Source organism: Mycobacterium parascrofulaceum ATCC BAA-614 (assembly GCF_000164135.1).
GTDB lineage: Bacteria > Actinomycetota > Actinomycetes > Mycobacteriales > Mycobacteriaceae > Mycobacterium > Mycobacterium parascrofulaceum.
The window spans coordinates 1,956,054-1,976,418 of sequence record NZ_GG770553.1; the positions used below are offsets into that span (position 1 = coordinate 1,956,054).

Here is a 20,365-nt window from a genome sequence, read left to right on the forward strand (position 1 = left end):
TGGTCAGCCGGATGCACGAGCAGCTCGACGAGTTGCTGGCCGCCCGGGATCAGATGGAGCAGCTGCTCCGGGTCATCGTCGAGATCGGCGCCGGACTCGACCTCAACGCCACGCTGCACCGGATCATCGGCGCGGCCAGGAGGTTGACCTCAGCCCCCTACGGGGCGCTGGCCATCCGGGATCCCGACGGCAACCTGTTGTCGTTCGTCCACGAGGGGATGGACCCTGACACCGTGTCGCGCATCGGACCCCTGCCGGTGGGTAAGGGCCTGCTGAGCCTGTCGCTGCTGGACACGCCGGCCCTGCGGATGGACGACCTGACCAACCACCCGGCCTCGGCCGGATTTCCCGAGCACCACCCGCCGATGCGCGCCTTCCTCGCGGTGCCGATCACCATCCGCGAGACGGTGTTCGGCAACCTCTACCTCACCCACGTCGATCCCGAGCGGGTGTTTTCCGAGTCCGACGAGGTGGCCGCCCGCGCCCTGGCGTTCGCCGCCGCGGTCGCCATCGACAACGCGCAGGTGTTCGAGCGCGAGCGGACGGCCGTGAAGTGGATGGAGGCCAGCCGCGAGATCACGACCGCGCTGCTGTCCAGGCCGGAGCCGCACCGCCGCCCGCTGCAGGTGATCGCGGAAAGCGCCCGGACCCTGACCGACGCCGAGCAGGCGATCGTCCTGGTGCCCGCCGACCCCGACCTGCCCGACGACGAGGTGGACACCCTGGTGGTGTCGGCCGCGGTGGGTCTGCACGCCGCCGAGGTGGTCGGTCAGCGCGTCCCGGTGGACGCCTCGACCAGCGGCGCGGTGTTCCGCTCCGGCCGGCCGATGATCACCGAGACGCTCCGGTATCCGATCCAGGCGTTCACCGACGTCGGGCAGCGTCCGGCCATCCTGATGCCGCTGCGCGCCCGCGAGGAAGTCGTCGGGGTGATCGCCATCGCCCGCGGCGCCGACGAGCCGCCCTTCGACGACAGCTACCTGGATCTGGTCAGCGATTTCGCCACGCACGCCGCGATCGCGCTGGTGCTGGCCTCGGCCCGCGAAGACGCGCGCCGGCTGACCATCCTGGCCGAGCGGGAGCGGATCGCGCACGACCTGCACGACCACGTCATCCAGCGGCTCTTCGCCGCCGGCATGGATTTGCAGGGGACGCTGGCGCGGGCGCGCTCCCCGGAGGTGGCCGAGCGGCTCAACCGCACGCTGGACGACCTGCAGACCATCATCGAGGAGATCCGCACCACGATCTTCCAGCTGAAATCCCCGTCGGGTAAGAGCGACTTCCGGTACCGCATCCAGCAGGTGGTCGCCGACCTGACCGAGGACCGCGACATCGTGACCACCGTGCGCATGCACGGGCCCATGACCGCCGTCGGCGGCGAGCTGGCCGACCACGCCGAGGCGGTGACCGCGGAAGCCGTCAGCAACTCGTTGCGCCATTCGGGTGCGACGCGGCTGACCGTCGAGATCAGCGTCGCCGACATGTTCGTCCTCGACATCGTCGACAACGGCTCCGGCATACCCGACGGCAACACCCGGCACAGCGGCCTGGCCAACATGAAGCGCCGCGCCGAGCGGCTGGGCGGCGCCTGCGAGATCACCGGGCCCCCGGAGGGCGGCACCCGGGTGCACTGGGTCGCCCCGCTCATCGACCAGTAGTGCCCGCGCGCGACGGGACCAACGGGCGCGGCCGTGGGGTCCAACGGCCCTGCCGGGCCGCGTCGCCCCGGTTTAACGTGGCATCGTGAGTGATCGCCCGGTGGACGTCGCCACCACGGCCCGGCTGCTCGACGGGCGGGTGGTGTCGTTGCGGCCGCTGACCGTGGCCGACGCGGAGGCCGTCCTGGCGCTGCACCAGCACCTGTCCGACCACGACCGATATTTCCGGTTCTTCACGCTGCAGCTGTCGCCGCTGCACGACCTCGTCGGCAAGCTGACCGAGCCCGCGGATGGGTTGTACGCCCTCGGCGCCTTCGACGGGGACCGGCTGATCGGAGTCGCGCACTGCGTCGTCGTCGACGACCCGAAGGTCGCCGAGGTCGCGATCGTGGTCGCCCACCAAGACCACTCGGTGGGCGTGGGGACGGCCCTGCTCAAGCACCTGGCCCCCATCGCCCGGGCGCACGGGGTCACGCGGTTCGTCGCGGACGTCCTCGGCGAGAACCACCTCATGCTCACGGTCTTCTTCGACCTCGGCTGGCCTTGCCGGCCAATCGATTACGGAGCCATTCGGCACCTCGAGATCGAGCTACCGGAGTTCGACGGGGCGCCGGCGTAGAGGAGCGGAACATGGCGGGAAGCGCGAAAAAATACGGGGTACTGGTGTGTGTCGACGGGTCGGCCGCGTCCGACGCCGCCGTCGCGTGGGGGACACGCGAGGCCATCATGCGTGACCTGCCCATCACGCTGATGCACGCCGTGCCGCCCGTGGTGGTGGGCTGGCCGGTGGGCCAACTCTATGCCGACATGCCCGAATGGCAGCGGGACAGCGCCCGGCATGTCATCGACCAGGCCCGCAAGGCGCTCAACGCGAGCCTGGGCGATGCGAAACCGCCCGAAACACACACCGAGACGGTGTATTCGGCCATCGTTCCGGCGTTGATCGAGGCCTCCGACGATGCCTGGGTGCTGGTCACCGGCAGCCAGGGGCTCGGTGCGATGGGCCGCTTGCTGCTCGGCTCGGTCACCGCGGGGCTCGTGCACTACGCCCACTGCCCGGTCGCGGTCATCCATTCCGACGGGGGCGCCGCCCCGGACCCCGGCGGGCCGGTGGTGCTGGGCATCGACGGATCCCCCGCCTCGGAGGCGGCCACCGCGCTGGCCTTCGACGAGGCCTCGCGCCGGCGGGTCGGGCTGGTGGCCGTCCACGTGTGGAGCGACGTGGGGGTGTTCCCGATTCTCGGCATGGACTGGCATGACCGCGAGAAGGAGGCCCAGGAGGTACTCGGCGAGCGCCTGGCCGGCTGGCAGGAACGCTATCCCGACGTGCACGTGGAGCGGAAGCTGTTCTGCGACAAGCCGTCCGACTGGTTGCTGAAGGAGTCCGAGCGCGCTCAGCTGGTGGTGGTCGGCAGCCGGGGCCGCGGCGGATTCCCCGGGATGTTGCTCGGCTCGGTGAGTTCGGCGGTGGCGCAGTCGGCGCGGGTGCCCGTGCTGGTGGTCCGGTGACCGCGAAAGGCGCCGGCCGTGAGGGAGGCCGGTAGATGATCGAACTGCTGCCGGGCATGCCGGAGAAGGTGATCGGCATCCGCGTGTCGGGCCGGCTGCGCGGCGACGAGCTGCACGACGTCAAACCCGACATCGACCGGGCGCTGCAGACGGGCGAGGTGCGGATCGTCGAGGTCATCGCGTCCGACTACGAGGGCTTCGGGCCCGGGGGATTCCTCGAGGACCTCAAGCTGGGTTTCGGCACCGTCCTGCCGCACCATTCGGCGTTCAAGCGGATTGCGGTGGTTTCCGACAAGGAGTGGGTCGGCCACGTCCTGCACGCGCTGGCGTGGCTGGTCCCCGGCGAGATCGCCGTCTTCGGGCTCGACGAGCTCGACCGTGCCGTCGGGTGGGCGGCCGGGTAGTCCGCTGTCAGTCCCTTTGGTCGCCTTGGTGTCCTTGGTCGCGCACGACGAGCACCGAACAACCCTTGTGGCCGCCCGGGTGCGTGGTGATCGGGCCGACCATGCGGGCAACCTTGTCGGCGTCCTCGCTGCCCACCACCGCCAGTTGCACGGGTTCCTGTGTGTGCGTGAGGAATTCGGCTGCCCCGCGCCGGGCCGCGGCGGGCTGCACGTGCACCTCGCGATGCCGCGACACCCAGGGGCCGAGCCGGTGCTCCAGCTGGCGGTAGGGAATCTCACCGAGCCCCCACCGCCAGATTCCCAGCGCCAGGATCGGCGCCTCGCGAAGGCGCGCCTCGCGGAAGCCATGCTCGAGCACCGCGTCGTTGGTGGCCGATTCCCCGACGGTGACGGCAACGTATCCGCCGTCCTGCTCGGCGGCGTCGCGGCTGCTGCGGATGACGGCGACCGGGCAGTGCGCCCGCCGCGCCACGGTGTCCGCGGTCGAGCCCAGCACCCTGCGGGCCACCCAGCCCGTGCCCACCGAGCCCACGCACACCATTGCGGCGTGCCGTGATTCGTCGATCAGCGCGCCCTCCGACGAACCGCGCACGACGTCACATTCGACCTTGACCGGCATGCCCGTGGCCTGCAGCGCCGCGTCGGCGGCCCGCAACGACGATTGGGCGTATTCGACGTCCAGGCTGTCGTCACCCGCTTCGCCCGCGCGCCGTTCGGGGATGGCGTGGATCAGCCGCAGCGGGACGTTGCGGCTGACGGCCTCGGTGGCCGCCCACTTGGCCGCGTTGATCGCGGCGTCCGAGCCGTCGATACCCACCACGATCCGCTGCGACGACTGCGGATTGTTCATCGAATCCTCCTGTATGACCGGCCGTCCGGGCACCCCCGCCCGGCACTGGCCACGTTAGGGGGATGCGGCCCGGTTCAGCAGGGCCGTTCGGCCCCCGTTCGGGGGCATAGGTCACCGGGGGTCAGGTCACTTCGACCGAGTGCCCGGGCAGCAGCTGTTGCACCCGGCCACGGCATTCCACCGCGATCGATGCGCTGTTGCCCGCCTCGGAGGTCAGGTCGGCCGCCCGGCCGCTGACGCGAAGGTGCAGCCGCTGGCCGCGGTAGACGAACGGGAACTCGATGGGGTCCAGCGCTTTCGGCCATTGCGGGCTGAGGATCAGCCGGTCATCGCGGGTTTCCAGTCCGGTGAAACACCGTTGCAGCAGGTCGATGCTGCCGGCCATCGCGGCCAGGTGGATGCCTTCGGAGGTGGTGCCGCCCTGGATGTCGACGACGTCGGAGGCGAGCACCTGCACGAAGTACTTCATCGCGTGATGCCGGTTGGCCCGGGTGAGGACCCACGAATGGACGAGCGCGCTGAGCGTCGAGCCGTCCGAGGTGCGCGCGAGGTAGTAGTCCACGGTCTCCGGGATCCGCTCGGGCGCAAAGCGGTAGCCGAGCCGGCCGAACAGCGCCAGCAACTCGTCCGACGACAGCAGGTAGAACAGCATCAGCACGTCGGCCTGCTTCGAGGCCTTGTAGTTGTTGACGCTGTCGTTCTCGGCCTCCAGGATGCGGTCGAGGCGCTGGATGTTGCCGTAGCGCTGCCGATATCGCTCCCAATCCAGCTCGGCCAGTTGCGAATAGCCCTCGAACTGGCTTATCACGTTGTCGTGGAAGGGAACGAACATGCGCCGCGTCACGTGCTCCCACCGGCCCAGCTCGTCGCTGGTCAGGCCGATCTTGCCGACCAGGTCGAGGCGGTCTCGCAGCGGAAGCAGGTCCAGGGCGTCCATCGCCCGCAGGATCGTCCAGACCGCCATGACGTTGGTGTAGGCGTTGTTGTCGATCCCGTCGTATTCCTTGCCCGGATATCCCGAGTGGAACTCGTCCGGGCCGACGATGCCGGTGATCGTGTAGCGGTCGCGAGCCTCGTCAAAGCTGGCCAGCCCCACCCAGAATCGTGCGATCTCCACCAGCATCTCGGCGCCGTAGTCGACCAGAAACTGCCGGTCCCCGGTCACCTGATAGTGCTGCCAGGCGTTGTAGGCGATGGCAAGGCCCACATGGTGGGCGCGGGCGCTGGCGTCGGGATTCCACCGGCCGGACTTCGGGTTGAGGTGCAGTTCCTGGCTCACCTCGCGCCCGTCGCTGCCGGATTGCCAGGGGTACATCGCCCCCCGGTAGCCCGCCCTGTGCGCCGCCCGCCGGGCCTCGGGGAGCCGGCGGTAGCGGTACAGCAGCAGCGAACGCGCGACGTTGGGCATGCGCACGGACAGCACCGGCGAGACGAACAGCGAGTCCCAGAAGACGTGGCCGCGGTACGCCTCGCCGTGCAGCCCCCGGGCGGGCACGCCGGCGTCCAGTTCGGCGGTGTGCGGCGAGAGCGTCTGCAGCAGGTGCACAAGGTGCAGCCGCAGGATGCGCAGCGCGTCCGGCCCGTCGGTCAGGCCGATGGCGCACTGTTCCCACAACAGCTCCCAGACCCGGGCGTGCTGGCGATGCAGCTCGTCGTACCGTCCCGCGGCGTCGAGGTGCAACTGGGCGGTGCTCGCCGGCTCGGAGATCGCGCTGTCCCTGCCCGTGAAGATCGTCGCGATCTTCTCGCAGCTGACCGATTGTCCCGTGGCCAGTGCGACCTCGATGTCGTGACCCCCGCGGCCGGTTTCCCGCACGAACTTGTACCGGGCCGCGGCGGGTGTGTCGCCGCTCCACACGGTGCTGCGCGCGGCCACCGCGATGGCGATGCGCGACTGCGTCGTCTCGGTGCGCAAGGTCACCGATTCCGTTGGTGATTCGTCGATCGCGGGCGAGGCGAGGTGTGTGCTCGACAGCGACCGGTAGCGCTCGACCATGGTATTGCGCACGCTGCCGTCCAGCAGCGACCGGAACTCGACGGTGCCCGACCAGTTCTCCGCGAGGATCGTGGTCCGCATGGCGAGGAGGTGCGGCTGGTCCATGGACGCGAACCGCTCCTGGGTCATCGTGGTGAGCCGACCCGCACCGTCCCGGAAGCGCAGCCTGCGGGTCAACGTCGCGTGCCGCAGGTCGAATGTCTGCCGGTAGGACAACAACTCGGTGTCGTCGATGTGAAACCACGGGCCGCCGTCGACACGGAACGTCAGCGACAACCAGTTGGGCAGGTTGACCAGGCTCTCGTTCTCGACGGTCCGGCCGGCGATGCGATCGGCGAGCGTGTTGTACACGCCGGCCGCATACGTGCCCGGGTAGTGCGCCTCGGTCGCCGTCGCCTCCGGAGCGCAGCCGCGGGTCGCGACGTAGCCGTTGCCGACGGTGCACAGGGTTTCGCGCAGCCGCTCGTAGGTGGGGTCATAGCCCTCGTAGACCAGTTCCCACGGATCGTTGGGCGCGGCCGCGGCGTCGTGCAGATCGGCGGCCAGCCGCCGGACGAAGTCGCACACCGCGGGCGGGTCGGCCAGGCTGAACAGCGCGGCGGACGTGCGGTCCCCATCCTCGTTGTGGCGCAACGCGATTCCCAGGCCATCGAACTGCACCGCGTCGAAGGCGTCCTCGTCGGTGATGTCGTCGCCGACGTAGATCGGCAACATGGTGCCCTGGCCGGCGCCCTCGATCTGTTCGAGGATCCCGCGCAGTGTCCTGCCCTTGTCCCAGTCCAGGCTGGCGCGGAGCTCGACCACCTTGCGGCCCATGATGATCCGCAGGCAGTGGGATCGCCCGAGCGTGCGTGCCGTCGCGATCACGCGGTCGACCTCATGCGGGTCGACGTTGCGGTAGTGAATCGCGACCGCAAACCGCTTGCGCTCCACGTGGATCCCGGGGACATCGTCGAGCAGCTGCGCCAGTTGGTCGGCGGCGTGCGCCAGCGTGCCCGCCGCCTCGCCGGCCGCGGCGTTCTCATGGTGGGTGCCGTCGGGCGCGACGATTTCGAAGCCGTGACTGCCCGCGTACCAGATCCCGTCGACCTGCACGCGCCCGCGCAGGTCGTCGAGATCGCGGCCGCTGATCACCGCGACGGGGCACTGCGCGGCCAGCGCGCTGAGCGCTTCCCGCGCGCCCTCGACCAGCGTGGCGGACTCCGGGTGGGCGGCGATCTCGGACAGCGTGCCGTCGAAGTGCAGGAAAATCGCCGGTCGCCGGCTCGCCACCAGTTCTTTCAGCTGGCTGTAGACGCCCATCGCGTCGGCGATGGTGGACAGGGGAGCGCCCCCGCGTCGCACCGAGATCTCGGCGAGGTCGGCGGCGACGGTGTCCGCCCCCCTGGACTGCAACCCGTCGGCCGCGCCGTCGCGTTCCAGGCCGATGACGAAACCGAAGCCGGCGTCCCGGCCGGCCGCCACCCCGGCCTCGGCGCAGTCGATGAGCACGCAGCGCACCGGGCGCACGCCCAATCGCGCCACCGTCATGGTCAGCGCCGCGTCGATCTGCTCGGGGGTGTCGGGTGCCCCGACGGCGACCCCGACGAGCTCCTCGATTCCCGCCGCGCGCAACAGGGGCGCGCAGTCGTGGGTGGCCGAATAGACGGCGGTGGCGACCCCGACGTCGCGCAGCCGCTGCAGGAATGCGGCGGTCGAATCGTGGGCCTCGGCCGCGTCCGGCGCCGTCCGCGCCAGCACACAGTCGAGCCCGAGAATCACCGCATCGTGGTAGCGCCTGTCGACAGTGACGGCCCATTCGGTCACCATTGTGACGATGCCACAGCGCGGGCGCGGGTCAAGGCTCACCGGCGCAGGGGGGCCTCATGGCCATGGGGTTGGTGACTAAAGCCTCATGATCGACGGCCGTTCGCGCCATAGCGTTTTGGGCGAGGAGAGGGAGAACATCATGTCCGCACTCGCAAACCGCCATGGCATCGTCGTCGGAGTCGACGGGTCGCCGGCATCGAACGCCGCCGTGTGTTGGGCGGCGCGCGACGCGGCGCTGCGGCACGTCCCGCTGACCGTGGTTCACATGGTGAACGCGATGGTGCCGATGTATCCGGCCCTGCCCCTGTCGACCGGCGTGGCGGTGTGGCAGGAGGAGCAGGGCGGGGAGGTCCTCGAGCAGGCGGTCAAGATCGCCGCAGACGCCGTCACCACGGACCGCAAGATCGACGTCCGCAGCGAGCTGAGGTGTGCGCCCCCGGTGCCCACACTCGTCGAGATGTCCAAAGAGGCCGAGATGGTCGTCGTCGGCAGCAACGGGCGCGGCGCGCTGGGCAGGCTGCTGCTGGGCTCGGTCAGCAGCAGCGTGGTTCGCGGCGCGCGCTGCCCGGTCGCGGTCGTCCGCGACGAAGATCCGCTGATGGAACATCCCCAACAGGCGCCGGTGCTCGTGGGCGTCGACGGGTCACCCGCCTCGGAGGCCGCGGTGGCCGTGGCGTTCGACGAAGCGTCGCGTCGCGGGGTCGGCCTGACCGCGCTGCACGCGTGGAGCGACGTCGACGTCTTCGAGCTTCCCGGGGTGGACTGGTCGGCGGTGAAGGCGGAAGCCGAGCGGAGCCTGGCCGAACAACTGGCGGGCTGGCAGGAACGCTACCCGGACGTCACCGTCCAGCGGGTGGTCGTCTCGGACCGGCCGGCCCGGCAGCTCATCGAGCAGTCGGAAGCGGCCCAACTCGTCGTGGTGGGCAGCCACGGCCGCGGCGGCCTGTCCGGCGTGCTGCTGGGTTCGGTCAGCAACGCGGTCGTCCACTCGGTCCGCATGCCGGTGATCGTCGCGCGGCCGTCCTAGCGCCGCGCCGCCGCCGTGCCGTATCTCGATCTGCACGAAACCCACACGGGCGTCGTCATTCTCGCCGGTGACCGCGCATACAAGGCCAAGAAGCCGGTGCTGACCGACTTTCTCGACTTCCGCACGCCGCAGCAGCGCGAGCACGCGTGCCGGCGAGAGGTCGAGCTCAACAGCCGGCTGTCGCCCGAGAGCTACCTCGGGATCGCGCAGCTGTCCGATCCGGCCGGCGGGCCGCCGGAACCGGTCATCGTCATGCGGCGCTACCGCGACGAAGACCGGCTGGCGGCCATGGCATTTCGCGATTCCGACGGGCACGTCCGCGGCGCACTGGACGCGATCGCCGCGGTGTTGGCCCGCTTCCACCGCGACGCCGGGCGGAGCGCGGCGATCAGCGCCCAGGGCGAGGCGCGGGCGGTCGGGCGCCGCTGGCACGACAACCTGTCGGAACTGCGCCGCTACGCCGACGCCGCCACGCCCGGGGTCGCTGCCGAGGCGGTGTCGCGGATCGAGCGCCTGGTCGACGAATTCCTCGCCGGCCGCGCCCCCCTCTTCGGCGCCCGCGTCGCGCAGGGCTGCATCGTCGACGGCCACGGCGATCTGCTCGCCGACGACATCTTCTGGGTGGACGGGAAGCCGGCGCTGCTGGACTGCCTGGAGTTCGACGACAAGCTGCGCTACGTCGATTGCATCGACGACGCCGCCTTCCTGGCGATGGATCTCGAGTTCCTGGGGCGCAAGGACCTCGCCGACCACTTCCTCGAGCGTTACGCCCAACATGCGAAGGACACGGCGCCGCCGTCGCTGCGTGCGTTCTACATCGCCTATCGCGCCGTGGTCCGGGCGAAGGTGGACTGCGTGCGCCTGTCGCAGGGCCGGCACGCCGCGGCCGAAGACGCGGCCCGCCACCTCGCCATGGCGACCGGACACCTCGAGGCCGGCGCCGTCCGCCTGGCGCTGGTCGGCGGGAACCCGGGCACCGGGAAGTCGACCGTCGCCCGGGGCCTGGCCGAACGCGTTGGCGCCCGAGTCATCTCGACCGACGACGTCCGGCGGGAGCTGCGCGACGCGGGCGCCATCGCCGGTGAGCCCGGCGTCCTGAACGCCGGGCTCTACCGCCCCGACCAGGTCGCGGCCGTGTACGAGACCGCCCTGAGCCGCGCGCGGCAGTTGCTGAGCGAGGGGCACTCGGTGATCCTCGACGGCACCTGGCGCGATCCGGGTACGCGCGAGGCGGCTCAGCGGCTGGCCGCCGAGACGCATTCGGCCCTGGTTGAATTCGTGTGCTCGGCGGCGGCCGGCGTGGCGGCCGACCGGATCAAGACCAGGCGCTCGGGCAATTCGGAGGTGACCCCGGAGATCGCCGCCGCCCTGGCCGCCGGGCACGCCGCCTGGGTCGGCGCGCACCGGATCGACACCTCCCGGAGCCCCGACCTCGTCGCTGGCGAGGCGCACGACCTCTGGGCGCGCGCGACGTAACAGCCCCAGGAGGTTCCAACGTCCCGGCCGTCGGGGACCAACGGCCCTGCCCGCGCCCGCCGCACGGGCATACCGTTTGCCTCACCGGAATCGACGAAATGGTGGAGATGGACGCGAAAGTGCCGACGGAGCAGGTCATCCGGGACGCGGTGACGCTCGCCTGCCGCGCGCCGTCGCTGCACAACAGCCAGCCCTGGCGGTGGGTGGCCGACGGCACGAGGCTACATCTGTGGGCCGACCCGCGCCACGCGATGCACGCCACCGACCACACCGGTCGTGAGCTGATCCTGAGCTGCGGCGCCGTCCTCGACCACCTGCGGGTCGCCATGGCCGCCGCCGGCTGGGAAAGCGTCACCGAACGTTTTCCCACCGAGGGCAGGCCGGATCACCTCGCGAGTGTGGGCTTCCTGCCCGTGGAGAACGTCACGCCGCAGTGCCGGCTGCGGGCCGACGCGATCCTTCGCCGCCGCACCGACCGGCTGCCGCTGGGCGCGCCGACCGCGTGGCCCACGCTGCGTTCGGCTCTCGGCCGCGCGGTGACCCCGTACGGCGTGTCGCTGGACGTGGTCGACGACGACGAGCGGCCGAGGCTGGCCGAGGCGTCGCGACTCACCGAGCAGCTGCGCCGAAGCGATACCTCCTACCTGACCGAATTACGTTGGTGGACATCACCCTTCGAAGCAAACGCCGACCACGTGCCCGAGAGCGCCCTGCTGTCCAGCTCCGAGGCCGCGCGTGTCGACATCGCCCGCACGTTCCCGCCGGCGGGCGGGGGCCGCCGCCGGGCCTCGATCGAGGCGGACCACTCCAAGATCGTGGTCCTGTCCACCCCCCACGACGATGCACCGGCCGAAGTGCTGCGCTGCGGTGAGGCGCTGTCGGCGGCGCTGCTCGAATGCACCTTGGCCGGCATGGCCACCTGCACCCTGACCCACATGACCGAGCTGGCGTTGAGCCGCGACATCATCAGGCAGGTCACCGGCGGCGCCGGCCAGCCGCAGCTGCTGATCCGGGTCGGCCGGTCACCGGCCAAGGATCCGAACGCAAAACCCACCGCCCGGCGGCCGGTGACCGAAGTCCTCGAAATGCGCGGGTGACCGCCATGCCATGCACTACCCCAAAGACGATGCCAAGGAGGTGCCATCGATGACCCGGCACTGGCTGGTGATGGAAACGACCGGGAATGGCGGTGAGGCCCCCTTCGTCGCGCGAGTCGCGGCCGCGGGCCGGCATCTGCCCGGAACCCACCTGACGACCGACGAGCTGATGGCGTCCACCCGCCACCGCACCCACATCGACCTGGAACGGCTGACCGGGATCCGCGAACGCCGGGTGTCGGTGGGCGATGAAGACTCCTACACCCTGGCCAGCTCGGCGGCGCTGAACTGCCTGGCCACCGCGCAGCAGGATCCGGCGTCGCTGGACGTGGTGATCAGCTGCAGCATCACCAAGTTCCGCGACGGGCTGACCCAGTGGCTGGAGCCGACCATGAGCAGCGCGGTGGCGCGCGGGATCGGGGCGGTGAACGCGATGACGTTCGACGTGTCCAACGCGTGCGCCGGAATGCTCACGGGCGTGACGATTTTGAACAACTGGATCCGCCAGGGCGTCGTCGAGCGGGGGCTCGTCGTCAGCGGCGAGTACATCTCGCAGCTCGGCAACAACGCCGCCCGGCACATCCGCAACATCATGAGCAAGGAGCTGGCCTCCCTGACGCTGGGCGATGCCGGCGCGGCGCTGCTGCTGGAGCGGGCGCCGGCCGGTTCGGCCGGCATCGCCCTGGCGGGTTTCACCACCGTCGCCGACTACAGCCGGCTCTGCCTGGCGTATCCGCAGGGGGACGACCCGGGCGCGCGGATGTTCACCAACTCCCGCGCCATCCAGAAGGCCGCGATCGCCAACACCCCGCTGCTGTTGAGTGAAGTGCTTGACACCGTGGGCCTTTCGATCCACGACATCGACCACGTGATCACCCACCAGACGTCCGCGCGCGCCATCCGCAAGGGAATGGCCCGGATGTCGGAGGTGTTCGGCGACAGCCCGCGCCACGACGCGGTGATTACCGTCGACCGCTACGGCAACACCGCCTCCACGACCCACACGGTGGCGCTCGTCGAGGAACTCGAGGCCGGGCGGATCAAACCGGGAGAACGAATCGCGTTGCTGGCCTTGGCCTCCGGGCTGGAGATCGGTGTGGTCTTGTTGACCCTGGATGAGGATGTGGTGAGCCGCTATGGGCACGGTGATTGATCGGATCGACGTCTCGCATCCGCGCCTGCGGGGACGCCACAGCGCGTTGCACCTGGCCGTCGTCGCCGCCAAGGACTGCCTGAGGCGGGCCGAATGCGAGGCTAAAGACCTCGACCTCGTCGTCAACGCCGGCATCTACCGCGACCGCAACCTCGGTGAGCCGGCGCTCGCCGCGCTGATTCAGGACGACATCGGCGCCAACCCCGAGGACCCGCACGCCGGCGCCCACGGCACCTTCTCCTTCGACATCGCCAACGGCACGTGCGGGCTGCTGACGGGGCTGCAGATCATCGACGGGTTCATGCGCAGCCGTGCCATCCGGCGCGCGCTGGTGGTCGCCAGCGACGCCGACCCCGGGCACGGGATGAGCGAGCACTTCGGATTCTCGGCCGCCGGCGCGGCGATGCTGTGCGGCTGGTCCGACGACGACTACGGCCTCAGCCGGGTCTCCTGGGTGAACGACCCGAGTGAAGCCGGCGACGAAACATTCAGCGCCACGGTGGGCTTCGCCGACTCCCGCAATGTCCTGCGCTTCTCCGAGTCGGTCGCGATGGACGAGCGGTTCGCCGCGGCGGCCGGCCGGGCCGTAGCGGCGTGCCTACAGGAGCAGTCGGTGCGGCTGACCGACGTCGACGCGATCGTCGCCGCCCCCGCCCGGCCCGGATACCGCACCGCGCTGGGCGCCCGGCTGGGCGTACCGGTCGAGGCGATCAGCGTCGCCGACGATGAACGCATGCACACCGCCGCCCTGGCCGCCGCGTTCCGGCAGCGGGCCGAGCGGTTGCCGGCGGGCGCGCGGGTCCTGCTCGTCGCGGCCGGGGCCGACGTCGTCGCCGGCGCCGCCCTCTATCGCCAGCCGCCGCGATTCTGAGGATCCCCGCGACCTTCCGGGATCCCCGCGACCTTCCGCGAGATTGCGCTCAGGGTCGTGGATGAGCCGCCAACCACAGCCGTGACGGCAATCTCGGCGCCAGACGGCGCGGCGCCTCACTGCAGTTGCACCGCGCGCTCGAGGTCCAGGATCTGCCGGGTGGTCTTGACCACCACGTCGGGGTTCAGGCTGATCGAGTCGATGCCGCAGCGAACCAGGAACTCGGCCATGTCCGGGTAGTCCGACGGCGCCTGACCGCACAGCCCGGAGTGAATCCCGTTGCGGCGGCAGCCCTCCACGGCCAGGCGGATCATCTCCTTGACGCCCTCGTCGCGTTCGTCGTAGTCGAAGGCCACGATCTCGCTGTCCCGGTCGACGCCGAGGGTCAGCTGGGTGAGGTCATTGGACCCGATGGAGAACCCGTCGAAGCGCTTGGCGAACTCGTCGATGAGGATGACGTTGTTGGGGATCTCGCACATCGCGTACACCCTGAGCCCGTTCTCCCCGCGGCGCAGGCCGTGTTTGGCCATCTCCGTCAGCACCAGGTCCGCCTCGGCCACCCGGCGCACGAACGGCAGCATCAGCACGACGTTGGTCAGCCCCATCTGTTCACGCACCCGTTTCATCGCCCGGCACTCCAGCGCGAATCCCTCGGCGTAGGCCGGGTGCGCATAGCGCGAGGCGCCGCGGAAGCCGATCATCGGGTTGCTCTCGGCCGCCTCGAAGTCGCTGCCGCCGACCAGGCTGGCGTACTCGTTGGTCTTGAAGTCCGACATCCGCACCACGACGGGCTTGGGCCAGAAGGCGGCGGCGATGGTGCCTATCCCTTCCGACAGGCGCTCCACGAAGAATTCGGCGCCGTCGGAATAGGCGTACGTCAGCGTTTCGATGGTCCGCCGGGCGTCGGGGTCGCTTACCCGGTCGGGGTGCAGCAGGGCCAGCGGGTGCACCCGGATGTACTCGTTGATGATGAACTCCATCCGGGCCAGCCCCACGCCGTCGTTCGGCAAAAACGACGTCTTGAACGCCAGATCCGGGTTACCGAGGTTGATCATGATCTCGGTGTGCGGGCGCTCCTGGTCCGACACCTCGGTGCGGTCGACGCGAAAGTCCAACGCGCCGCGGTAAACCCGCCCCGTGTCGCCCTCCACGCACGAGACCGTGACGACCTCGCCGTCGGGCACGCTGGTGGTGGCGTCACCCGCGCCGACGACGGCGGGGATGCCGAGCTCGCGGGCGATGATCGCCGCGTGGCAGGTGCGCCCGCCGCGGTTGGTGACGATGGCCGCGGCGATCTTCATGATGGGTTCCCAGTCGGGCGTGGTGATGTCGGCGACCAGCACGTCGCCGGGCCGGAACTCCGACAGCTTCCCCAGGTTGTCCATCCGCCTGGCGACGCCCGTGGCGACCTTCTCGCCGACCGAGCGCCCCTCCGCGAGTACCTCCTTGCGTTCGGCGCCCTTGCCCTCGAGCACGTAGCTTTCGACCACCGTCTGGCTGCGCTGGGAGGCTGCGGTTTCGGGGCGCGCCTGGACGATGTAGAGCCGCCCGTCCAGACCGTCCTTCGCCCATTCGATGTCCATCGGCCGCCCGTAGTGGCTCTCGATGGCGCAGGCATAGCCCGCCAGCTCGAGGACGTCGTCGTCGGTGACGCAGAACCGGGCCCGGTCGGCCTTCGGCGTGGGAATGTTGCGGGTGGTGTTCTTCGTCTCGCCCTCGACGAAGATCATCTTGACCGCCTTGTCGCCGATGAGCCGGCGCAGCACCGCCCGGTGGCCGGCCTGATACGTCGGCTTGTGGACGTAGAACTCGTCGGGGTCGACGGCGCCCTGGACCACGTTTTCGCCGAGCCCGTAGGCGCCGGTGATGAATACGACGTCGTGGAAACCGGATTCGGTGTCCAGGGTGAACATCACCCCCGACGAGGCGAGGTCGGAGCGCACCATCTTCATGACGCCGATCGACAGCGACACCTTGAAATGGTCGAAGTTCTGGTCGATCCGGTAGTGGATGGCCCGGTCGGTGAACAGGCTGGCGAAACACCGGCGGCAGGCGTCCAGCAGGCTCTCGGTTCCCTTGATGTTGAGGAAGGTCTCCTGCTGGCCGGCGAAGCTGGCGGTCGGCAGGTCTTCGGCGGTCGCCGAGCTGCGCACGGCCAGGCTGACGTCTTCGCCGTATTCGTCCTGAAGTTGCCGGTAGGCGGCCGTGATCTCGGCGGCGAGTTCCGGGGGAAGCCCTGCGCCGTAGACGATTTCGCGGGCGCGCTTGCCCTTGCGTGCCAGCGCGGTCACGTCGTCGGCGTCGAGGTCGTCGAGCGCGGCGTGCAGCGCGTCCCAGGCCCCGGCGCTGTCCAGCATGTGGCGGTAGGCCTCGGCGGTGATCGCGAACCCGTGCGGGACCCGCACTCCCTGTCCGGTCAGCTTCTGGAACATCTCGCCCAGCGAGGCGTTCTTGCCGCCGACCAGCGGGACGTCGGCGATGCCGATCTCCTCGAAGAAGCGGACGTAGGTGAAATCGCTCATGGTGTTATTCCTCTGGCGGGTGGCATCAATGCGCTCCTTGGCGGCGGCAGCGGATCGACGTACGTCGGGCGGTGCGGTCGGTGCCGGGCGCGGCGGCGAAAGCCTCTGCCTCGCTGGTCGATAGCTCTCCCGTCACCCCCCTCACGATATGGCCGGGGGAGCGCCGCCACAGCCGCCGTTGGGCCTCAGTAGTTGGGGACTTACGGCCCTGCCAGCGGGGCATCGCGGCGCGGAAAGTAGCACCATGGAGCAGTTGACCGCGCTCGATGCCGGCTTCCTGGAGGTCGAGGACTCGGATCCGCACGTGAGCCTGGCGGTCGGCGCGGCGTCGATCGTGGAGGGCCCGGCCCCGACGCACGAGGAGTTCGTGGCCGCGTTCGCCGCACGGGTCGAGACGATCCCGCGCTGCAGGCAGGTCCTGCGCACGCATCCGCTCGACCTGCGGCCACCGGAATGGGTGGACGATCCGCACTTCGACCTCGCAGGCCACCTGCACCGCATCGCGTTGCCGCACCCGGGCGGGGACCCGGAGCTGTTCGAGATGATCGCGTCGCTGATGGAGCGCCGGCTCGACCGCGAGCGTCCGCTCTGGGAGTGCTGGATCATCGAGGGGCTCAGCGAAAGCCGGTGGGCGCTGCTCACCAAGGTCCATCACTGCATCGCCGACGGCATCGCGACGACGCAACTGCTGGCGAAGTTCAGCGACGACGGTGACCGCGACACCTTCGCGGCCGACGTCGGCGCCGCCAGGAAGGGGGCCCGGCCCCCGGCGGGCCTCACCCTCAACCCGCTGAGCTGGGCGAGCGCACTCGCCCGGAGCGCGTTCGGTGCGGTCACCGCGGCCGAACACGCGGCGATCGGCGCGGCCGAGCTGGCGGCCGGGCTGCTGCACCCGGCCCCCGAATCGTCGCTGAACGGGCCGGTTACCACGATGCGGCGGTACAGCGCGGCCCGGGCCCGGCTCACCGACATGCACAAGGTCGCCCGGGCGTTCGGGGTCACGCTGAACGACGTTGCGCTGGCGGCGATCACGAACAGCTATCGCGCCGTCTTGCTGGCGCGCGGGGAACACCCCGGCCGCGACTCGTTGCGCACGCTGGTGCCCGTGTCGGTCCGCGCGGTGGACCACTTCAACGTCGCCGGCAACCGGGTCTCGGCGATGCTGCCGTTGTTGCCGGTCGACGAGGAGGACCCGGTGCGGCAGCTCAAGCTGGTCCACGATCGGCTCACCCGCGCCAAGGCCAGCGGTCAGAGCGAAGGGGGCTCGGCGGTGGTGGTGGCGGCCAAGCGCACCCCGTTTGCTCTGTCGGCGTGGACGATTCGGTTGCTGTCGCGGTTTCCGCAGCGGGCGGTGGTCGCGTTGGCGACCAATGTTCCGGGTCCGCGGAGCCGGCAGCGGCTGATGGGCCGCCGGGTGCTGGAGCTGCTCCCGGTCCCGCCGATCGCCCTTCAGGTGCGCACCGGCATTGCGATGCTCAGCTACGCCGATACGTTCGTCTTCGGCATCACCGCGGACTACGACACGGCGCCCGACATCGACACGCTCGCTACCGGCATCGAGCAGGGCATGGCGCAACTGGTCGCGGCCGCCCGCGCCCGGCGGCGCCGCAAGTCGTCATGACTGTTCGGCCTGGGCGACGCGCTCGTGGGCGGTCAGCAGCAGGTGGTCGAATTCGGTCTGGGCGTTCAGCCGCAGGCCGGCGTCGCGGAAGTCCTCGACGATCTGCTCGGCCAGCGGGCGCAGCTTGATGTTCGCCTCCTGCGAAAGCCATCTCAGCAATTCGAACGCCGCGTCCTCGCTGATGCCGTAGACGAGCATCAGCATGCCCTTGGCCTGCTCGATGCCGGCCCGGTTCTCGTTGATCTCGGCCAGCCGCGCGCTGACGGCGTCCTCGTCGGCCTGTCCCGGGGCGGGTGAGACGTCGATGTAGAACCCGTGCGTGCCCACCACGTCCCCGTCGTCGTCGAAGAGCCGGTCACCCACCACGACCACGTGGCGCACGTTGCCGGCGGTGTCGACGATGCGATGCCGGGTGCTGAAGGCCTGGCGGGTGTTGACGATCTGGTCGATGGTGGCCGCGACCTGGCCGCGGTCCTGCGGATGCTTGTGGGAGAGCACGAGATCGGTGGTGGGCGTGACGCTGCCGGGCTCGTACCCGTGCAGCCGCTGCACCTGCTCCGACCACTCCCAGCGCTGGTCGGTGAAGTAGAAGCGAAACCAGCCGGCCGGTTGTGCGGCGCCGCCCGCCAACGCCTGTTCCACGTTCGCCGTTTGACCGTCGAGTTCCCACTTCATTTCACACCCGGTATCGATAAGAGCCGTTGGCCTGAAGCCGGTTTGGGTGGGGCGGCGGCGCGGGTGCCGAGCACGGACCCGGGACCGCCGCCCTTCCCGATCAGGCGTTGATGACCTCGTGCTGCTTGGCGTTTTCGTCGATGGCCGTCCGCGCGTCACCGTGCTCGACGGTGATCTTGCGCGGCTTGGCCCGTTCGGCGACCGGAATGCGCAGGCGCAGAACGCCTTCGCGGTAGGACGCCTCGATCTTCTCGGTGTCGAGGTTCTCGCCGAGCACCAGTTGCCGGCTGAACACGCCGCGCGGCCGCTCGGTCGCGAGCATCTCGCGGTTGGGGTCGAGGGCGGGCCGCTCGGCGCGCACCGTCACCACGTTGCGCTCGATGTCGATGTCCAGGGAGTTGGCGTCGATGCCGGGCAGGTCGAACTCGACGACGAACTCCTCGCCCTGGCGCCACGCGTCCATCGGCATCACCGCCGGCCGGGCGGCCGTACCGAACACCTGGTGCGCAAAGCGGTCGAGGTCACGGAAGGGGTCGCTCCGCATCAGCATGGTGGTCACCTCTCACTCCAATCTAGGCTGTGGTCTGGTTATTACCTATGTCCAACGACATAGATTTTATATAGCACCGTCGACACAGTGGTGCAACTGTGATAAATAGATTTTCTGAGCCAGCTAGCTTCGAGGAGACGCGTGATGACCGATCAACGCCGCGATTCCGGCGCCCCGGCGCCCGATCACGGCGTGTACGGCATCTCGGTGGCCGCCGAGCTGTCGGGCATCGCGGTGCAGTCGTTGCGCCTGTACGAACGTCATGGACTGGTCACACCGGCGCGCAGCGACGGCGGAACGCGGCGCTACAGCGCCGCCGACCTGGCAAGGCTCAGGCGCATCAGCGAGCTGGTCGACGCCGGCATCAACCTGGCCGGCGTGGCCCGCATCCTCGACCTCGAGGACCACAACGCGACGCTGGCGGCGGCCAACACCGACCTGCGGACCACCAATCGGAGCCTGCGCAAGGCCGCCGGGACGGCGAGGTTCGCGGACGCGGCCACCGAACCCGGCGATCGGGACGCGTGAGGCCACCGCCGCCCGGGATTGCGCTCACCGACATCGGGTACCCAGCGTGCTGGGCCCCGGAGTTGAAGGAGACGCAATGGGAGAGGTGGCGGAAGCCAAGACCGAGGTGGTCGACGGCGCACGGCGCGAAGCGGACGCATACCGCGGCGAGGCGCCCCGGCCGCTGGGCGGCTACCTGGCGGTGCTGGTGACCTACAGCGCCGTCGTCGCCGTCGCGACCGTGGCCGCGCTGCTCACCGGGCGCACGCTGCCGACGCGGTGGCGCGTTCAGGACCTGATCACGGTGACCCTGGGCACCCACAAGCTCTCGCGGACGCTGGCCAAGGACGCGGTCACCAGCCCGTTGCGCGCGCCCTTCACCCGCTTCGCGGGCAGCGGCGGCCCGGCCGAGGTGATGGAGGAGGTCCGGGACGAGAGCCCGGTGCGGCACAGCCTGGGCGAGCTGCTGACCTGCCCGTTCTGCCTGGACATGTGGGTGGCCACCGGGTTCGCCATCGGCCTGGTGTTCGCGCCGCGCTACACGCGCCTGGTCGCCGGCGTCTTCACGGTGCTGACCGGCGCCGACTTCCTGCAGCTGGCCTACGCGATGGCCCAGCAGGCGGCCGAGGGCTGAGCGGCC

General features: G+C 70.1%; 17 protein-coding genes. 12 read left to right on the forward strand and 5 right to left on the reverse strand.

Annotation, left to right across the window (positions count from 1 at the left end):
* Positions 1 to 11: 11 nt before the first annotated feature.
* The 4 genes from HMPREF0591_RS09220 (at position 12) to HMPREF0591_RS09235 (ending at position 3,571) form a co-directional block, all read left to right on the forward strand.
* Complete coding sequence (locus HMPREF0591_RS09220) at positions 12 to 1,658, forward strand: GAF domain-containing sensor histidine kinase (protein ID WP_244268862.1); 1,647 nt, start codon at positions 12 to 14, stop codon at positions 1,656 to 1,658.
* An 85-nt stretch (positions 1,659 to 1,743) separates the two neighbouring features.
* The gene (locus HMPREF0591_RS09225; protein ID WP_157137486.1) at positions 1,744 to 2,277 is read left to right on the forward strand and encodes a GNAT family N-acetyltransferase; all 534 of its coding nucleotides are present in this window, start codon (positions 1,744 to 1,746) and stop codon (positions 2,275 to 2,277) included.
* A gap of 11 nt (positions 2,278 to 2,288) precedes the next feature.
* Entirely contained in the window at positions 2,289 to 3,167 is an 879-nt protein-coding gene (locus HMPREF0591_RS09230; RefSeq protein WP_007168225.1) for a universal stress protein, read from the forward strand.
* A gap of 35 nt (positions 3,168 to 3,202) precedes the next feature.
* On the forward strand, positions 3,203 to 3,571 hold the full coding sequence (locus HMPREF0591_RS09235; protein ID WP_007168226.1) for a SpoIIAA family protein: 369 nt from the start codon (positions 3,203 to 3,205) through the stop codon (positions 3,569 to 3,571).
* 7 nt (positions 3,572 to 3,578) lie between these two features.
* Here HMPREF0591_RS09235 and HMPREF0591_RS09240 read toward each other — a convergent pair whose 3' ends face one another.
* Both HMPREF0591_RS09240 and otsB read right to left on the reverse strand, forming a co-directional pair.
* The gene (locus HMPREF0591_RS09240; protein ID WP_007168227.1) at positions 3,579 to 4,421 is read right to left on the reverse strand and encodes a universal stress protein; all 843 of its coding nucleotides are present in this window, start codon (positions 4,419 to 4,421) and stop codon (positions 3,579 to 3,581) included.
* Between the two features lie 121 nt (positions 4,422 to 4,542).
* The gene (otsB, locus tag HMPREF0591_RS09245; protein WP_007168228.1) at positions 4,543 to 8,226 is read right to left on the reverse strand and encodes a trehalose-phosphatase; all 3,684 of its coding nucleotides are present in this window, start codon (positions 8,224 to 8,226) and stop codon (positions 4,543 to 4,545) included.
* A 139-nt stretch (positions 8,227 to 8,365) separates the two neighbouring features.
* On the opposite strand from otsB, the gene HMPREF0591_RS09250 reads away from it, so the two are divergent.
* The 5 genes from HMPREF0591_RS09250 (at position 8,366) to HMPREF0591_RS09270 (ending at position 13,850) form a co-directional block, all read left to right on the forward strand.
* A complete protein-coding gene (locus tag HMPREF0591_RS09250) occupies positions 8,366 to 9,253 on the forward strand; it encodes a universal stress protein (protein WP_040622158.1) in 888 nt (295 codons plus the stop codon).
* A gap of 15 nt (positions 9,254 to 9,268) precedes the next feature.
* Positions 9,269 to 10,729 carry a bifunctional aminoglycoside phosphotransferase/ATP-binding protein gene (locus HMPREF0591_RS09255; protein WP_007168230.1) on the forward strand — a complete coding sequence of 487 codons (1,461 nt, stop codon included), beginning with the start codon at positions 9,269 to 9,271 and terminating at the stop codon, positions 10,727 to 10,729.
* A 98-nt stretch (positions 10,730 to 10,827) separates the two neighbouring features.
* Positions 10,828 to 11,826: an Acg family FMN-binding oxidoreductase gene (locus HMPREF0591_RS09260; protein ID WP_007168231.1), complete on the forward strand. Its 999-nt coding sequence runs from the start codon at positions 10,828 to 10,830 to the stop codon at positions 11,824 to 11,826.
* A 49-nt stretch (positions 11,827 to 11,875) separates the two neighbouring features.
* A complete protein-coding gene (locus tag HMPREF0591_RS09265; RefSeq protein ID WP_040622163.1) occupies positions 11,876 to 12,979 on the forward strand; it encodes a 3-oxoacyl-ACP synthase III family protein in 1,104 nt (367 codons plus the stop codon).
* Complete coding sequence (locus HMPREF0591_RS09270) at positions 12,963 to 13,850, forward strand: beta-ketoacyl-[acyl-carrier-protein] synthase family protein (protein WP_007168233.1); 888 nt, start codon at positions 12,963 to 12,965, stop codon at positions 13,848 to 13,850. The genes HMPREF0591_RS09265 and HMPREF0591_RS09270 overlap by 17 nt, the downstream gene beginning before the upstream one ends.
* 116 nt (positions 13,851 to 13,966) lie before the next feature.
* Here HMPREF0591_RS09270 and ppsA read toward each other — a convergent pair whose 3' ends face one another.
* Positions 13,967 to 16,372: a phosphoenolpyruvate synthase gene (gene ppsA / locus HMPREF0591_RS09275; RefSeq protein WP_007168234.1), complete on the reverse strand. Its 2,406-nt coding sequence runs from the start codon at positions 16,370 to 16,372 to the stop codon at positions 13,967 to 13,969.
* 244 nt (positions 16,373 to 16,616) lie between these two features.
* On the opposite strand from ppsA, the gene HMPREF0591_RS09280 reads away from it, so the two are divergent.
* A complete protein-coding gene (locus HMPREF0591_RS09280) occupies positions 16,617 to 17,993 on the forward strand; it encodes a WS/DGAT/MGAT family O-acyltransferase (protein WP_007168235.1) in 1,377 nt (458 codons plus the stop codon).
* Here the strand turns inward: HMPREF0591_RS09280 and HMPREF0591_RS09285 are convergent.
* Together HMPREF0591_RS09285 and HMPREF0591_RS09290 are read right to left on the reverse strand one after the other, a co-directional pair.
* Positions 17,988 to 18,668, reverse strand: a complete 681-nt coding sequence (locus tag HMPREF0591_RS09285) for a PAS and ANTAR domain-containing protein (RefSeq protein ID WP_007168236.1) — start codon at positions 18,666 to 18,668, stop codon at positions 17,988 to 17,990. The two genes, HMPREF0591_RS09280 and HMPREF0591_RS09285, sit on opposite strands and share 6 nt — an antisense overlap.
* A gap of 100 nt (positions 18,669 to 18,768) precedes the next feature.
* Complete coding sequence (locus HMPREF0591_RS09290; RefSeq protein ID WP_007168237.1) at positions 18,769 to 19,218, reverse strand: Hsp20/alpha crystallin family protein; 450 nt, start codon at positions 19,216 to 19,218, stop codon at positions 18,769 to 18,771.
* A 144-nt stretch (positions 19,219 to 19,362) separates the two neighbouring features.
* Here HMPREF0591_RS09290 and HMPREF0591_RS09295 point away from each other — a divergent pair, with 144 nt between their 5' ends.
* Both HMPREF0591_RS09295 and HMPREF0591_RS09300 read left to right on the forward strand, forming a co-directional pair.
* Positions 19,363 to 19,746, forward strand: coding sequence for a MerR family transcriptional regulator (locus tag HMPREF0591_RS09295; RefSeq protein ID WP_007168238.1), 384 nt, complete (start codon positions 19,363 to 19,365; stop codon positions 19,744 to 19,746).
* Positions 19,747 to 19,822: 76 nt separating this feature from the next.
* Positions 19,823 to 20,359, forward strand: a complete 537-nt coding sequence (locus tag HMPREF0591_RS09300) for a DUF1360 domain-containing protein (protein WP_007168239.1) — start codon at positions 19,823 to 19,825, stop codon at positions 20,357 to 20,359.
* The last annotated feature ends 6 nt before the right edge of the window (positions 20,360 to 20,365 follow it).

Coding starts and splice junctions, on each gene's coding strand:
- HMPREF0591_RS09270 (WP_007168233.1), top strand. CDS start 12,963: ATGGGCACGGTGATTGATCGGATCGACGTCTCGCATCCGCGCCTGCGG.
- HMPREF0591_RS09295 (WP_007168238.1), top strand. CDS start 19,363: ATGACCGATCAACGCCGCGATTCCGGCGCCCCGGCGCCCGATCACGGC.
- HMPREF0591_RS09250 (WP_040622158.1), top strand. CDS start 8,366: ATGTCCGCACTCGCAAACCGCCATGGCATCGTCGTCGGAGTCGACGGG.
- HMPREF0591_RS09260 (WP_007168231.1), top strand. CDS start 10,828: ATGGTGGAGATGGACGCGAAAGTGCCGACGGAGCAGGTCATCCGGGAC.
- HMPREF0591_RS09280 (WP_007168235.1), top strand. CDS start 16,617: ATGGAGCAGTTGACCGCGCTCGATGCCGGCTTCCTGGAGGTCGAGGAC.
- otsB (WP_007168228.1), bottom strand. CDS start 8,226: ATGGTGACCGAATGGGCCGTCACTGTCGACAGGCGCTACCACGATGCG.
- HMPREF0591_RS09240 (WP_007168227.1), bottom strand. CDS start 4,421: ATGAACAATCCGCAGTCGTCGCAGCGGATCGTGGTGGGTATCGACGGC.
- HMPREF0591_RS09290 (WP_007168237.1), bottom strand. CDS start 19,218: ATGCTGATGCGGAGCGACCCCTTCCGTGACCTCGACCGCTTTGCGCAC.
- ppsA (WP_007168234.1), bottom strand. CDS start 16,372: ATGAGCGATTTCACCTACGTCCGCTTCTTCGAGGAGATCGGCATCGCC.
- HMPREF0591_RS09300 (WP_007168239.1), top strand. CDS start 19,823: ATGGGAGAGGTGGCGGAAGCCAAGACCGAGGTGGTCGACGGCGCACGG.
- HMPREF0591_RS09265 (WP_040622163.1), top strand. CDS start 11,876: ATGACCCGGCACTGGCTGGTGATGGAAACGACCGGGAATGGCGGTGAG.
- HMPREF0591_RS09235 (WP_007168226.1), top strand. CDS start 3,203: ATGATCGAACTGCTGCCGGGCATGCCGGAGAAGGTGATCGGCATCCGC.
- HMPREF0591_RS09285 (WP_007168236.1), bottom strand. CDS start 18,668: ATGAAGTGGGAACTCGACGGTCAAACGGCGAACGTGGAACAGGCGTTG.
- HMPREF0591_RS09220 (WP_244268862.1), top strand. CDS start 12: ATGCACGAGCAGCTCGACGAGTTGCTGGCCGCCCGGGATCAGATGGAG.
- HMPREF0591_RS09230 (WP_007168225.1), top strand. CDS start 2,289: ATGGCGGGAAGCGCGAAAAAATACGGGGTACTGGTGTGTGTCGACGGG.